At 67.3% G+C, this 12980-nt stretch carries 14 protein-coding genes and 2 pseudogenes; 10 read left to right on the forward strand and 6 right to left on the reverse strand.

Annotation, left to right across the window (positions count from 1 at the left end; translation table 11 throughout):
• Positions 1–5: 5 nt before the first annotated feature.
• A complete protein-coding gene (locus ACGFIV_RS29165; RefSeq protein WP_392838240.1) occupies positions 6–1187 on the reverse strand; it encodes a sensor histidine kinase in 1182 nt (393 codons plus the stop codon).
• A gap of 157 nt (positions 1188–1344) precedes the next feature.
• Here ACGFIV_RS29165 and ACGFIV_RS29170 point away from each other — a divergent pair, with 157 nt between their 5' ends.
• From ACGFIV_RS29170 to ACGFIV_RS29185, 4 genes and pseudogenes are all read left to right on the forward strand, one after another.
• Positions 1345–1578, forward strand: a complete 234-nt coding sequence (locus ACGFIV_RS29170) for a hypothetical protein (RefSeq protein WP_392838241.1) — start codon at positions 1345–1347, stop codon at positions 1576–1578.
• A gap of 38 nt (positions 1579–1616) precedes the next feature.
• A pseudogene (locus ACGFIV_RS29175) lies at positions 1617–1760 on the forward strand (RtcB family protein); the annotation flags it as partial.
• Positions 1761–2082: 322 nt separating this feature from the next.
• On the forward strand, positions 2083–2334 hold the full coding sequence (locus tag ACGFIV_RS29180; protein WP_392838242.1) for a hypothetical protein: 252 nt from the start codon (positions 2083–2085) through the stop codon (positions 2332–2334).
• A gap of 313 nt (positions 2335–2647) precedes the next feature.
• On the forward strand, positions 2648–4357 hold the full coding sequence (locus ACGFIV_RS29185; RefSeq protein WP_358553906.1) for a LamG-like jellyroll fold domain-containing protein: 1710 nt from the start codon (positions 2648–2650) through the stop codon (positions 4355–4357).
• Positions 4358–4896: 539 nt separating this feature from the next.
• On the opposite strand, the gene ACGFIV_RS29190 is transcribed toward ACGFIV_RS29185, so the two are convergent.
• The 3 genes from ACGFIV_RS29190 to ACGFIV_RS29200 form a co-directional block, all read right to left on the reverse strand.
• Positions 4897–6051: an RtcB family protein gene (locus tag ACGFIV_RS29190; RefSeq protein ID WP_392838243.1), complete on the reverse strand. Its 1155-nt coding sequence runs from the start codon at positions 6049–6051 to the stop codon at positions 4897–4899.
• A gap of 337 nt (positions 6052–6388) precedes the next feature.
• Complete coding sequence (locus ACGFIV_RS29195) at positions 6389–6592, reverse strand: DUF397 domain-containing protein (RefSeq protein WP_358553899.1); 204 nt, start codon at positions 6590–6592, stop codon at positions 6389–6391.
• Entirely contained in the window at positions 6589–7407 is an 819-nt protein-coding gene (locus ACGFIV_RS29200; protein WP_358553896.1) for a helix-turn-helix transcriptional regulator, read from the reverse strand. Before ACGFIV_RS29200 ends, ACGFIV_RS29195 begins: the two co-directional genes overlap by 4 nt.
• A gap of 177 nt (positions 7408–7584) precedes the next feature.
• Between ACGFIV_RS29200 and ACGFIV_RS29205 the strand changes: the two genes are divergently transcribed.
• A complete protein-coding gene (locus ACGFIV_RS29205) occupies positions 7585–7953 on the forward strand; it encodes an ATP-binding protein (protein ID WP_358553893.1) in 369 nt (122 codons plus the stop codon).
• Positions 7954–8749: 796 nt separating this feature from the next.
• On the opposite strand, the gene ACGFIV_RS29210 is transcribed toward ACGFIV_RS29205, so the two are convergent.
• On the reverse strand, positions 8750–9196 hold the full coding sequence (locus ACGFIV_RS29210; RefSeq protein ID WP_358553890.1) for a hypothetical protein: 447 nt from the start codon (positions 9194–9196) through the stop codon (positions 8750–8752).
• Positions 9197–9527: 331 nt separating this feature from the next.
• Here ACGFIV_RS29210 and ACGFIV_RS29215 point away from each other — a divergent pair.
• The 4 genes and pseudogenes from ACGFIV_RS29215 to ACGFIV_RS29230 form a co-directional block, all read left to right on the forward strand.
• Positions 9528–9918: pseudogene (locus tag ACGFIV_RS29215) on the forward strand (RtcB family protein); the annotation flags it as partial.
• Positions 9919–10131: 213 nt separating this feature from the next.
• Positions 10132–11121: a GTP 3',8-cyclase MoaA gene (gene moaA, locus ACGFIV_RS29220; RefSeq protein ID WP_358553887.1), complete on the forward strand. Its 990-nt coding sequence runs from the start codon at positions 10132–10134 to the stop codon at positions 11119–11121.
• A gap of 10 nt (positions 11122–11131) precedes the next feature.
• The gene (locus ACGFIV_RS29225; RefSeq protein WP_392838244.1) at positions 11132–11788 is read left to right on the forward strand and encodes a molybdenum cofactor guanylyltransferase; all 657 of its coding nucleotides are present in this window, start codon (positions 11132–11134) and stop codon (positions 11786–11788) included.
• Between the two features lie 42 nt (positions 11789–11830).
• On the forward strand, positions 11831–12088 hold the full coding sequence (locus tag ACGFIV_RS29230; protein ID WP_358553884.1) for a DUF6457 domain-containing protein: 258 nt from the start codon (positions 11831–11833) through the stop codon (positions 12086–12088).
• 197 nt (positions 12089–12285) lie between these two features.
• Here the strand turns inward: ACGFIV_RS29230 and ACGFIV_RS29235 are convergent, their stop codons facing one another.
• Positions 12286–12597 carry a DUF3099 domain-containing protein gene (locus ACGFIV_RS29235; protein WP_392838245.1) on the reverse strand — a complete coding sequence of 104 codons (312 nt, stop codon included), beginning with the start codon at positions 12595–12597 and terminating at the stop codon, positions 12286–12288.
• A 94-nt stretch (positions 12598–12691) separates the two neighbouring features.
• Here ACGFIV_RS29235 and ACGFIV_RS29240 point away from each other — a divergent pair, with 94 nt between their 5' ends.
• Positions 12692–12904 (forward strand): dodecin, encoded by a 213-nt coding sequence (locus ACGFIV_RS29240; protein ID WP_358553878.1) that lies wholly within the window; start codon positions 12692–12694, stop codon positions 12902–12904.
• The last annotated feature ends 76 nt before the right edge of the window (positions 12905–12980 follow it).

Raw genomic sequence — 12980 nt, forward strand, 5'->3', positions numbered from 1 at the left:
CCTCCTCACACCTGGCTCGCGGCGGACCCGGCCTCCGCCGGTGGCCAGGGTAGCCAGGCGCAGACCCGGAACCCGTCGCCGGCCGGGCCGGCGCTCAACTCGCCGCCTGCCAGCCGCGCGCGTTCGGCCAGCCCGATCAGCCCCTGCCCGCCGCCTTCGCCGCCGTCCGCGGTCGCACCCGCGGCCGGTACGGGCGGCGGCGCGTTGCGGATCTCGACCGTCAGCCTGTCGGCGGGGCCCCCGGTCACCCGTACCGCGACCGCCGCGCCGGGCGCGTGCTTGCGCGCGTTGGTCAGCGCCTCCTGCACGATCCGGTACGCCGTCCGCCCCACCACGGGTGGCGGCGCCGGGCCGTCCGGCGGTCCGGTGAGCTCGACCCGGCCGCCCGCCGCCCGTACCTCCGCCACCAGCCGGCCCAGGTCCGCCAGTTCCGGTTGCGGCCGCTCGCCCGCCGGCCCCGCGTGAAGCACGCCGATCACCTCGCGTAGGTCGCGCAGGGCCAGGTGGGCGCTCTCCCGGATCACCCCGGCGGCGCGCGCGATCTCCGCCCGGGGCGCGCCCGAATTGAACTCCAGAGCCCCGGCGTGCACGCTCATCAGCGACAGCCGGTGCCCGAGCACATCGTGCATCTCGCGGGCGATCTCCTCCCGGGCCTCTCGCCGGGCCCGCTCGGCTCGCAGCTCGGCGTCCGCTTCGGCCAGTTCCGCGCGCTCCCGCAGCGAAGCGATCAGCTGCTGCCGGGACCGCCGGAACAGCCCCCAGCCGATGGCCCCGGCGATCAGCGCGAAGTACGTCAGCGCCGAGCCGGTCCGGTCCCCGGGCAGCTCAGGCAGCCGCCACAGGAAGGCGGGAAGCGGGGCGAAGGCCAGCGCCGCCACCCACGCCGTGACCCGCCCCGGCCGGGTCGCGGCCACCGTGAACACCGCCACCATCGCCGGACCGGTCAGATAGTGCGCCTGGGTGCCCGCCAGCAGCAGAGCCACCGCCAGCGCCACCGGATGGCGCCGCCGCAGCAGCACCGCCGCGCACCCCAGCCCTCCGACCACCTGATCAGCGGCCCGCCACACGGGATCGATATCCGCCGCGACCGGCACGGACTGCGAACTGACGGCGGCGAAGCAGGCGGCGAAGAGGAACAATCCCAGGTCGGCGGCCCAGTCCCGGCGGGTGCGGTCGATGCGGCGCATGACCGGTAATCTACGCACGCCCGCCCGCGACCGGGCGTCCGTGCCGCGACCGGATACTTAAGTACGACCCGCGGCCGCCGGCGGCAGACTTCGGTCATCGCGCGCCCGTCCTAAGCCCGATCCCGGGCCCGGCATCGCCCGCCTACCGTGAAGAACCATGACCTCCACCAACCCCAAGTCCCCCCTGGCGGCCCTGTCGGGTCTGCTGTGCTTCGTCCTTGTCGTCGGCGGGGTGAGCGGCCTCCTGCACGAGTGGTTCGGCTGGATCCGGTTCATGGGTTTCCTCCGGTTCCTCGCCCCCGACGGCTACGAGATCTACAGCTACGTCGTCATGATCGTCCTCGGCCTGGCGATAGGCGCGGCCGGCGACGCGCTCACCCGCCGGGAATAGGGCTGAGGTGGCCTGGTACGAGAGGCGATGAACCGGGGTTGCCGGACCCGAATCTAGCGGTGTTCGTCCAGGGCACCGCGATGATGGACGCCTACCGCGGAGATCTGTTCTGGGCGCGGGACCACGCCCGGCGCAACCGGGCGGTCATGCTGGCCCTGGTCTGCAACGTGCTGCGCAAGTCAAGGCGGCGGCGCGGCGCGCCGCCGCACCTCCGGCCCTCCGCCCGCCCGCCGTCCAGGCATGCGGCCTGGGGGCCGGTCCCGGACGGCGGCGGGACACCGGGCCGGTCGCCGCACGCCTGCCGCGCCTTACTGACCGAAGGCACCGGCCGGGGTTGCCACGCCGCCGCACAGATGCAGCCCTAACGACGCCACGACATGGCCGACGCCGTACGTGCTTGGGGGCGATCGACGATCCAGGGTTCGTTCCTCACCCTGGCTCACCGAGTAACGGGCTGATTATCGCGCTTGACCCCTGGCCTGGCGGATTGCAGAGTGACGAACCATGGGCAGGAGGCGCTACGTCGCCAGAGGCGTTCCCGGCGGCTACCGGATCTGGGACAACAAGGTGCGCCGCTGGTGGGGCGACCTCTACGAGTTATGCCCTGATGATCTGCTCGACGAGTTGAACGGCGCACGCGACTACGACAAAATCACAACCCTGCTCAAGCGTTATAGAGCCATGAAGCGGTTGGCGGCGCACCCACATAGGAAGACGCGCTGCCAGATCCTGACAGCAGCGCGAACAGTCAAATGAGTAACGTATACGTCCGGGCAGAGTTGCACGGCCCGCTTAGCACTTCGCCCAATAGATCATCCGGCCGTACGAACGCAGCATCGTCGAGTCAGGTGCCCCATCATGGACGCGTGACTTGATGAATGGACCTTCTCCAGAGAGAAGAGCTTCGAGCTCGAAAACACAGATAAAGGTCAGCTCTCGGGCCGCGTACGAGGCAAGACAGCGGTCGGCGACCTCGAACTCCGCGAGGGCAATTAATTGATCGCCAGACCGGCTCGTCCGCGTTAACGTGGATCATCACATGGCTCGGGGGCCCTGATACGGAGGTTCGATGCCCCGTTTACCTCGATTCCTGGCGTCCGCCGCCGTGGCGGTGGCGATGGCTCTCAGCGCGACGGCCGCTGTGCCGGTCGGCCCCGCGTCGGCCGCCTCGCTCCTCACCGATCCCGTCCCCATCGCCGCGTACGGCATGGAGGAGAGCAGGGGTACGGCGGTGGGCGACTCCATGGGCGGCAAACCTGGCACGGCGGTGGCAACGTCGTGGACGGCGGGAAAGCACGGGAAGGCATTGTCCTTCGCGGGAGAGGACTACGTCGAGAGCAAGGTGGCGATTCCCCCCACCCCTGCTTGGGCAGCCCTTGGAGCCCTCACCTTCGAGGCTTGGATCAAGCCGGCGTCCGACGCCGACGGCAACCTCCTGGAGCTGCAGTCCTGGGACTCCTCGAACGGCTTCTTCGTGGTGGGCTACCGCTGGCGAACCCTGTACGCAGTCTACTGCGGGGTCGAAGGATGCGCGGGCATCTCGGGGGACGAGCACGGATTCGAGGTGCCGGAGGGCTCATGGAGCCATGTGGCGGTTACCCATGACGGGACGGCGCTCCGCATCTACCTGAACGGGACGCAGGTCGCCGTGCAGGAGGCGACCGTGCCGCTGCCGTCGTTCGACGGCCAGCGCACGATCGGCGGCGCCTACGACACCTCGGCCGACTTCGACGGCGTGATCGATGAGGTGCGCGTCTACGGTACCGCCATCGACGAGGCACGGGTCCGCGCCGACATGGAGACCCCCGTCACCGCGGCCCTTCCAGACGATCCGCCCTCGGCGGTGGGCGCCTTCACCGCGGCCGGTGGGAAGGCCCGTGCCGACCTGTCGTGGACCGCGGCGACCGACGACTTCGGGGTCACGGGGTACGAGGTCCACCGCTCGTCGACGGCCGGCTTCGAGCCCACCGCCGAGACGCTGCTCGCCACCGTCACCACGCCGAAGTACGCCGACACCGGCATCGAGCCGGCGGGCAGGTACTACTACCGCGTCCTGGCCCGGGACATCCTCACGAACGGCCCCCCGTCGCAGGAGGCGGCCGCGGACGTGGGACCCGTCGACCGGCCCACCGGATCCCTCCTGGCCGCCTACGCGCTCGACGAGGGGAGCGGCACCCTGGCCCGGGACGCTTCCGGCAAGGGCAACCACGGCACCGTCGACAGGGCCACCTGGACCGAGGGGAAGCACGGCTCCGCCCTGGACTTCCCGAGGACCGGCAGGCGGATGGTCGTCCCCGACCCACCGAGCCTGCGGGTGACGAGCGGGCTCACCCTGGAGATGTGGATGCGGCCGAGGGCCGTCGAACCGTACGACCGGCCGCGGTACATCGTCGCGAAGAAGGCGTCGGGCTCCCCCTACCCGAGCTACTCCGTCAAGACATGGGGGCCGAGGGACTACCAGGTGCTCCTGACGATGGCCGACGGGACACCCCTCTCCGTGACTCTCCCGCCTCCGCCGGTCGACCAGTGGACCCACCTCGCCGTGACGTTCGATTACCGGGCCGACCGCTACGCCCTGACGGTGTACGTCAACGGCGCCGTGCAGCGGTCCCTGGAGACGTCGCGGGCCATCCTGTACGCCCCTGGCGACTTCCAGCTCGGATCGGACGGGTTCACAGACGACCTCTACATTCCGGTCACGCTCGACGACGTGCGCGTCTATTCCAAGGCGCTCACGGGTCCCCAGATCAGGGCGGACATGCTCGAACGCGTCTCGTGACGCGTTTGCCGGTGAAAGGTGTGGCAGCCGGGGGTGCGGTCCCGGCGGCCACGCTCGCGGGGCGGGTCAGCCGGCCCGGGCGGGCGGTGCCGCAGGTAGTCGAGGAATGTACTCGACGCGGTGGAAGCCTACGTACTGGAGCAGTACCCCGAACTGCAGAAGTACCTACGCCCCCGCTCGGAAGCCTCCCCATGGATAATCGACGAGCACGGCGGTATCTGGCCTCGGCCGGTCAACAGCGTGGACGTTGAACCTGAGCAGGACCGGTAGGACGATGATGGTCCGCAACGCGACCATATGGGACTCCCGTGGCATCGTGTCGAGCCTTACCACCAGACGACGTGGCGCCGGCCCCGGCGGACGCGGGACATGCACGGGATGATCTTTCAAGCCGTGCGAGCCGTGTGGAGTGTTCGCACAGCTCACACCAGGTGCGCCAACCATACGGCTACCGCTCTCCTAACGAGGGTGTCGTTCATTTGACTCTCGGAGAGGGTGCCCCGTCGCCTGGTGTGGGCGGCGGGGCGCGTGTCTAGGCTTCAGCCTTTGTAGTTGAAGATCTGGTGCAGGGTGTGCTGGATCTCGACGAGGTCCTTCTGGTCTTGCATCACCTGGTCGATGGACTTGTACGCTTCGGGGTGCTCGTCCACCAAGGCGGCGGCGCGGTTTGCGTTCCAGGTTCGGCCGTGCATCGCTTCGGTGAGTGACTTGGCTGATAGCTCTCGCTTGGCTCGGCTGCGGGACATGCGGCGGCCGGCGCCGTGGGAGCAGGAGTTGTAGGAGTCGGGGTTCCCAAGTCCGCGGACGATGTAGGACTGGGTGCCCATCGAGCCGGGGATGACGCCCTCGTCGCCGGTGTCGGCTTTGATGGCTCCCTTGCGGGTGATCCACAGCTCCTTGCCGTTGTGCGTCTCCTGCTGGGTGAAGTTGTGGTGCGAGTTGATCGTGCGGACGCGCTGGCCCTTGCCGACGACGCGGAACAGGGCGTTGATCAGGACCTTGTCCATGCGGGCGCGTGAGGCCATGGCGTAGCGCTGGGCCCACAGCATGTCCTCGATGTAGGCGGTGAACTCCGGTGTGCTCTGGATCAGGTAGGCCAGGTCGGGGTCTTCCAGGCCGATGGCCTGCTTCTTCATGAGCTTCTTGGCGTCCACGATGTGCATCGTGGCGAGTTGGTTGCCGATGCCTCGTGAACCGGAGTGCAGCACGGTCCAGACCCGGTCACGTTCGTCGAGGCAGACCTCGACGAAGTGGTTGCCGGAGCCCAGGGTGCCGAACTGCTCGGATACCTTCTTCGCCTGCTTGGGGTTCAGGTCGGTGTGGGGGAGTCCCAGTTCGCTGAGGGCTCGGTCCATGGACGGGTCGGCGTGGCCCTTGCCGACGCCGGCCGGGATGCGGTGCTCCACCATGGGCATCAATGCGGCCAGGGTGTCAGGCAGGTCAGCAGCGGTAAGCGTGGTCTCGGTCGCGACCATGCCGCACCCGATGTCCACACCCACGGCGGCCGGAATGATCGCACCCTCGGTAGGAATTACGGATCCGACTGTCGCGCCAATGCCGATATGCGCGTCCGGCATGAGCGCGACATGACCCGAAACGAAACGCAGGCGGGCGGTACGTGCCGCCTGCTCGATCGTGCCCGGATCTATTTCGCTGGCCCACGACAGAAGGTTAGGTGCGATCTGGTTCGGCATGGTGGATCTCCTTTTTGATCGAGATCTACTTTGCCCAAGTCCTCGCTGATATCCCACTCATTATTCAACGCTCCCGCGCGGCTTCACCTCGGTGTGACCACCCGTCTGCTCGCCCCGCTGCCTGATCGTTCGATGGCCCTCGGTCGGCGTCAACGCCGTCTGTTGCCGTTGGAGATGGGGCAACGGTGCACGTCGCTGGGAATGGACACGCGAAGTCGGGCCGCCGCCCTGCGGGTGGCTAGAGCCCACCGAGCGTCTATCCATGCCGTCTCGTTGAGCTGCTAAGGGGATCGGACGCGAGAGAGCCCCCGCCTGAGCGGGGGCCCCAGTCCAGCACTTATGCGCCCAATGCCCCGGCCTTGACACCCCTTACGAAGGCCAACCACGCGCCGGGTTCAACCACCAGGGCCGGTCCTGTTGGGTTCTTGCTGTCCCTGACCGCGAAGATGCCGGGCAGGTTCGATGCGACCTCCACACAGTTGCCCGTGTCGCCGCTAAAGGTGCTCTTGCGCCACTGTGCGTCCCGAAGGTCAGCAGTCACGTTCGGTTCACCACTTCCTGTATGAGCTTGACCGACTGTTTGAACGGTAGAGCTTCGGCTCTGATCGCGTCATACCGGAGTGCCATCTCAGCGATCACCTGACGATCATCGAGCGTGCGGCCATGCGGTTGTGCCTCAGCGTAGGCGGCATACGGTGATCCGTTCCGTTCGGCGATGATGAACCCGCCTATCAAGCCGCAGTGCGCCTGTGCCGTGTAGGGCACGATTTGCAAGGTCACCTTGGGGTGCTGGGCCATTTCGAGCAGGAACCGTAGTTGTTCCTGCATCACCTCTGGCTCCCCGATGCTCCGATGGATCACGGCCTCATCCATGACAGCGCTGATCATGGGCGGCTTCTCCCGATTAAGGATGGCTCGCCGTTGCATGCGACCTGCTAGGCGTTCCTCTACGTCTTCCCTGGTGATGCCGGGAGACGTGGCGAACATCTCGCGGGCGTATGACTCGGTCTGGAGCAGGCCGGGTATGAGCGTCGGTTCCCACGTGTGTAGCGATGTGGCGTCTTCCTCTTCTTCGAGCCAGGGCCTGAAGTACTCAGGTGCCTTGTTCCAGGTGGTGGCGACGTAGAGGCGCATCATTGCACCGTCGAGCCCCAAGGCTTGATCGCAAAGCTGCGCGAAGCGCTCGGATGGGGGCCGTCTGCCAGCTTCCACCATGCCCACCATGGATTCACTGAACCCGACGCGTTTCGCTAGTTGCTTCTGCGTGAGCTTGGCGTCAGTTCGGTGTTTCCGCAGTTCGAAGGCAAACAGGGCGCGAGGGGACTCGTGGGGGTCTATCTCCCTGCTGGCAGACAATGGCTCACCTACCGTCCAATTAGGGGGTATTACGGACACCATACCGACCACCGCACAGGAAGTGTGGTGGGGTTGTACGCCGATTCCACTACCGATCGTAGCCCGCTGTCGCCAATCTGATAGGGCGAAGTCTCCAAGACGCATGGACCATTTCCGGCGACACGAAAAGGCAAGCGCATGAGGATGGGAAGCCTGCTAGGCGTTACCGATCTGGTCGGTTCTACCCAGTCAGTCTCACAAGCACGCGCTTACGTGAGGCAGAAACTCGGCGAGGATCATCCGGCTTTGGATGACGTGACCCTACTGGTTTCCGAAGTCGTCACGAACGCTGTGGTTCATTCCGACTCGCGAGACGGCGGAAGGGTGACGCTCGCCATTGCTGATTGCTACGACCTCATACACGTTGACGTGGTGGACGCCGGAAGCGCTACAGCCCCGCGCGTTCGCGGGGACATGTTCGCCGAAGGCGGGCGAGGTCTCATGCTCGTTGAAACGCTCTCGCATCGCTGGAACGTCTACGACGACGCCGCCGGGCGAACGGTTTGATTTCAGATCAAATACAAGCATGGGGGTGATAATGGTCTTTCATGTCCCCGACAGCGGGAACCGTCCTGAACCTACCGAGGAGCAGAAGCGCGCCACTCGCGGCACAGCGGCCATGGCCTCCAAGACGGTAGCCGACAGCGTAGAGACCGACCGTCAGCAGGAGCAGGCGCTCCACCTGATCGAGCGCTGGGGCCCGGACCGTGAAGGCTTGGAGCAGGCGGCTATTTCACTCGGCGTTGATCCCCTGACGGACGACCGATCCGATGCCACTTCGCGTCAGACCACCGGGGGTTTTCGGCGGCTTTCTTTTTACCCCATTCGCGTGCTATGGCGCTCGGCTGATGCTCCAATAAACCTCCCTTCTCTCGGCGGGAAAGAGTCACCCAAGGAAGCAGGCCGATCCGGAGAAGCCCCGCATAGCGTGCCGGTACACCACTACGACGAGGCTTCCTGCGAGTCACTTCCTTGCGGGTTTGGAGGTTTCTGGGGGGATTGAGGTTGTTAGGTATTCGTGGCGGATTGCTCCCTAGTGCCACCCTATGGCCGAGACTCGCGATTTGCCGGAGGTCACTTTATGTGTCTCCAGGTACTAAACCTAATAAGTAGCACTGACGGTTCCGGATAGGCCAGGGCATACTCGTACAGGCTTGACCTCCCGAAGACGTCCGCAGAAGTCCGAGGGCGTCCAACGGCGTCCGTAGACGTCCCGATATTCGCCCGAAAGGTACGGGGGCTGTGACCCCTCGGGAAGGGGAACAGCTCCCGTCGCAGTGAGAGACGTCTTAGACGTCTCAGCTCAGCCTTCGCGCCAGATCGGTTCAAGCTTGTCCGGATCGAACTTGCCCCGGCTTCCGTTACCGCTACCGACAGGGTGAACGATGATCGCGTGAAACGCCTCACGCACGTAGCCGCGCTTCTGAGACATGTCCAATCGGTCATCGTTGGTATCCGAGTACCACCGTCGCCGGATATCGGTGATGTCCGTCTTAGCTCTCTGCGCCGCCGCCTGGTGTTGCTGGCGTTCTCTGTTCAGGCGGATTATCTCGGCCTCAAGCCGCCCGGCCTCCTCGAAGAACAGGGAGTTGCTGATCTTCTTGCCATGCCAGGCCGCCTGCGGTTCTCTTAGCTGTCCCTCGGCATCCTCCAAATCGCTACTGCCGGGCCATGGCCCGACTTCAGAGGCGGTTGCCGTACGCTCTTCGAGCTTGGCCAACAGCGCTTCGGAGATGAACAGGTCGACCATGTCGCCGCGTCGCGCGAGCCTGCCGCAACCACCCTCGGCCTTCGAGCGGCACACATAGACGTGGTGGGGCAGTCGCGATGCTGGGACACCCGTAGCCTCGACATGCAGAGGGTGCCGTCCTCCTTCGGCCGGCCACAGCGCAGGGTGCCGGTCAGCAGGTACGTGTGTTCACGGTGATCGGCAGGAAGGTCGCCGATGACCCCCTGCGAACCGACTTGCTTACCGCGCCGGGCCTCGAAGATCGCTTGGACGGCTTCCCACCCTTCCGCTCGTAGCCGCCGGCACTGCCCTCCAGCTGAGGCGGAACCTCATGCCTGGAGCGATGTTGTACCACCACAACTACGTCTCGGAGGAGAACCTACGAAGGGCAGAAGCTCCTGGTCACCCGTAAGGGGGCCATCCGGGCGGGGCAGGGGGAGCTGGGGATCATTCCGGGGTCGATGGCGACGGGCACGTACATCGTCAAAGGTCTCGGCAACGCCAAGGCCTTCAACTCGGCCTCGCACGGGGCCGGCCGGAAGATGAGCAGGAACAAGGCGAAGAAGACCTTCACCGTGAGCGACCTTGAGGCGCAGACCAGCGGAGTCGAGTGCCGTAAGGACGCCGGGGTGCTGGACGAGATCCCGGGCGCGTACAAGGACATCGAGTCGGTCATGGCCGCCCAGACCGACCTGGTGGAGGTCGTCGCCCACCTGCGCCAGATCATCTGCATCAAGGGGTGACGGCGTCACGCCGTGGACGTCAAGGGTCCCTGCGCCGAGGGATGAAGACCCCCGCTTCCGAGAAAGGGAGCGGGGGACCCTAGAGGACCCCAGAAGATCGTGGGGGATGACCCGGAAGGCGCCGGTGAGGCCTAACGTGAAGGGGGTTTCGCGGTTCGCCGTAGGCTGGCGGTCTGACCGGTTACATCCGCGCGCACGACAGGAGGCCCCCCGGTGCTCGTTGACTCCTTCGGGCGAGTGGCGACCGACCTGCGGGTCTCGCTGACCGACAAGTGCAACCTTCGCTGCTCCTACTGCATGCCCCCGGAGGGTCTCGACTGGCTGCCCAAGCCCGACCTGCTCACCGCCGACGAGATCTGCCGCCTGGTGGCGATCGGCGTCCAGCGGCTCGGCATCGGCGAGGTCCGCTACACCGGCGGCGAGCCCCTGCTGCGCCGGGAGCTCGTCGAGATCGTCGCGCGCACGGCGGCGCTGCGGCCCCGGCCCCACGTGTCGATCACCTCCAACGGCATCGGCCTGGCCCGTCTCGCCGCGCCCCTCGCCGCGGCGGGCCTCGACCGGGTCAACATCTCACTGGACACCCTCGACCGTGAGGTCTTCGTACGGCTCGCGCACCGCGACCGGCTCGCTGACGTCCTCGCGGGACTCGCCGCCGCTGACGCGGCGGGGCTGCGCCCGGTCAAGGTCAACGTGGTCCTCATGCGGGGCGTCAACGACCACGAGGCCCCCGAGCTGCTGCGTTACTGCCTGGAGAAGGGCTACGAGCTGCGGTTCATCGAGCAGATGCCGCTGGACGCGCAGCACGGCTGGCGCCGGGAGGACATGGTCACCGCCGACGAGATCCTCGCCGCGCTCACCCCGGAGTTCGGCCTCACCCCCGAGGCTCCCGAGGAGCGGGGCAGCGCCCCCGCCGAGATCTTCCTGGTGGACGGCGGTCCCGCGCGGGTCGGGGTCATCGGCTCGGTGACCCGCCCGTTCTGCGGGGCCTGCGACCGGGTACGGCTGACCGCCGACGGCCAGATCCGCAACTGCCTGTTCGCCACCGAGGAGTCCGACCTGCGCGGCGCCATGCGCTCGGGCGCCTCCGACGACGAGCTCGCCGCGCGGTGGATCGCCGCCGTGCGCGGCAAGCGGGCCGGCCACGGCATCGACGACCCGGCCTTCCTGCAGCCGGCGCGCCCCATGTCGGCCATCGGCGGCTGAGATGCCCCCCGTGGAGCACCCGGCCCCGCACGGCCCGTACGACCAGGCGGCCCCGCCGGGCCCGTACGACGACGCGGCCCCACAGGGCCCGTACGACGCGGTGGTGCTGGCCGGAGGCGGCGCGCGCAGGCTCGGGGGAGAAGACAAGCCCGGCGTGAGCGTGGGCGGCCTGACGCTGATCGAGCGGGTCGTGGCCGCGGTGCCGGACGCCGTACGGCTCGTCGTGGTGGGGCCTGAACGTCCCGGCCTGGCGGGCGCCGAGTTCGTCCGGGAGGACCCGCCCGGGGGAGGCCCGGTCCCCGCCCTCCGTACGGGGCTGGCGCGGGTCTCCTCGCCGTGGGTGGCGCTCCTGGCGGCCGATCTCCCGTTCCTCCTGACAGGACACGTCAAGGCGCTTCTGGGGGCCGCGGGCCGCCGGCCGGGGGCGGTGCTGGTGGACGACGGCGGGCGTGAGCAGTGGCTCACCGGCGTCTGGCGCACCGATGCGCTCGCCCGCGCGCTGGCGGCGTACGAGGGGAGGTCCCTGTTCGGGCTGCTCGGCCCCCTCGACCCGGCGCGGCTGAGCGTGGCGGTGGGTGACGGCCGCGTTCCGTGGTTCGATTGCGACACGTTCGACGATGTGCGTGACGCCCGGAAGCGATTTCCGAGCGTGAACGACAAACGCTGAACGAGCTTGTCGCTCGCCAATGATTAGGACGAAAGGGATCTCATGAACGTGCTGGTCGAGTGGACGGCGCTGGTCTGCAAGGAGCTGGGCGTCGACCCCGGGAAAGTGGATCGCGACGCGGTTCTCGACCTGACCAGGGACGTCGCCCACGGGGTGGCCCGGCCGGCGGCTCCGCTGACGGCGTACCTGCTCGGTCTCGCGCAGGGCGCGGGCACCGCGTCACCGGAGGCGCTGGAGCGCCTGTCGACGCTGGCGCGCAACTGGGGCCAGGCCACGGCGGAGACGCTGGGTGACCATTGAGTCATCCGAATTTCGGAATTGGGGGCGTTTAAACGCGGAAATGGGCGACGCCGGGTGGTTACGGGGGCAAACCACCCGGCGTCGCTTCATCGGCGTTCCGACGGGGGCCCGGAACGCCGGCAGTAGCGCTCCGACGGGGGACCAGAGCGCTTGTCTAAAGCGTACACCTACAACCCATGGGGTGCGTCAAGACTTTGTCACGACCCGATCTCGCGACGGTGCCTTGGTATCTCGGTTTGGTTAGGTAGTTCCCCGTCAATGCCCGGGCTCGCGCCACGAGTCGGCTCGTTGGCCCCGATGACGGCAACGTAGGGCAAAAAGATCGCCCCGGCGACGAACAGCGCTCTGATCGGCCAGGGTACGTTGAGCACGACGGCAAGGATGAGGCACAGGGTGCGGATGCCCATCTGGATGAAATAGCGCTTCTCCCGGCGGCCGATGTCGGCCGTGAGCGAGGGCCTCGCGTCGGTGACCTGATGTACGACCGTACGGCCATGCCATACCTTCACAGACTCCACGGTAGACCCTCGGCCAGTGGGCTCCGACGGCGGCCGTGGGAGCCGGAGCCGTCATACGATCAAGGCCGACGGTGAGGAGAGTTGGATGAGCGATCGTACATACCGCGTGACCGAGATCGTCGGCACGTCGTCAGAGAGCATGGACCACGCGATCCGCAACGGGATACGGCGTGCCGCCGAGACGCTGCGGCACCTCGACTGGTTCGAGGTCACCGAGGTCCGGGGCCACATCCAGGACGGCGAGATCGGGCACTACCAGGTGGGCATGAAGGTCGGTTTCCGCCTGGAGGACTCGTGACCCGTTGGGCGGCTCCCAGAGCCTCCGCGTGAGTCTCCTGGGACCGGTGCCGGGAGGAGAGCCTCCCGGCACCGGT

The organism is Sphaerisporangium sp. NPDC049003, assembly GCF_043197795.1.
Lineage (GTDB): Bacteria > Actinomycetota > Actinomycetes > Streptosporangiales > Streptosporangiaceae > Sphaerisporangium.

Bases quoted from the DNA above. Each gene is read 5' to 3' on its own strand.
- ACGFIV_RS29165 (WP_392838240.1), bottom strand. From the start codon at position 1,187: ATGCGCCGCATCGACCGCACCCGCCGGGACTGGGCCGCCGACCTGGGA.
- ACGFIV_RS29170 (WP_392838241.1), top strand. From the start codon at position 1,345: ATGACCTCCACCAACCCCAAGTCCCCCCTGGCGGCCCTGTCGGGTCTG.
- ACGFIV_RS29180 (WP_392838242.1), top strand. From the start codon at position 2,083: ATGGGCAGGAGGCGCTACGTCGCCAGAGGCGTTCCCGGCGGCTACCGG.
- ACGFIV_RS29185 (WP_358553906.1), top strand. From the start codon at position 2,648: ATGCCCCGTTTACCTCGATTCCTGGCGTCCGCCGCCGTGGCGGTGGCG.
- ACGFIV_RS29190 (WP_392838243.1), bottom strand. From the start codon at position 6,051: ATGCCGAACCAGATCGCACCTAACCTTCTGTCGTGGGCCAGCGAAATA.
- ACGFIV_RS29205 (WP_358553893.1), top strand. From the start codon at position 7,585: ATGAGGATGGGAAGCCTGCTAGGCGTTACCGATCTGGTCGGTTCTACC.
- ACGFIV_RS29210 (WP_358553890.1), bottom strand. From the start codon at position 9,196: ATGGTCGACCTGTTCATCTCCGAAGCGCTGTTGGCCAAGCTCGAAGAG.
- ACGFIV_RS29230 (WP_358553884.1), top strand. From the start codon at position 11,831: ATGAACGTGCTGGTCGAGTGGACGGCGCTGGTCTGCAAGGAGCTGGGC.
- ACGFIV_RS29240 (WP_358553878.1), top strand. From the start codon at position 12,692: ATGAGCGATCGTACATACCGCGTGACCGAGATCGTCGGCACGTCGTCA.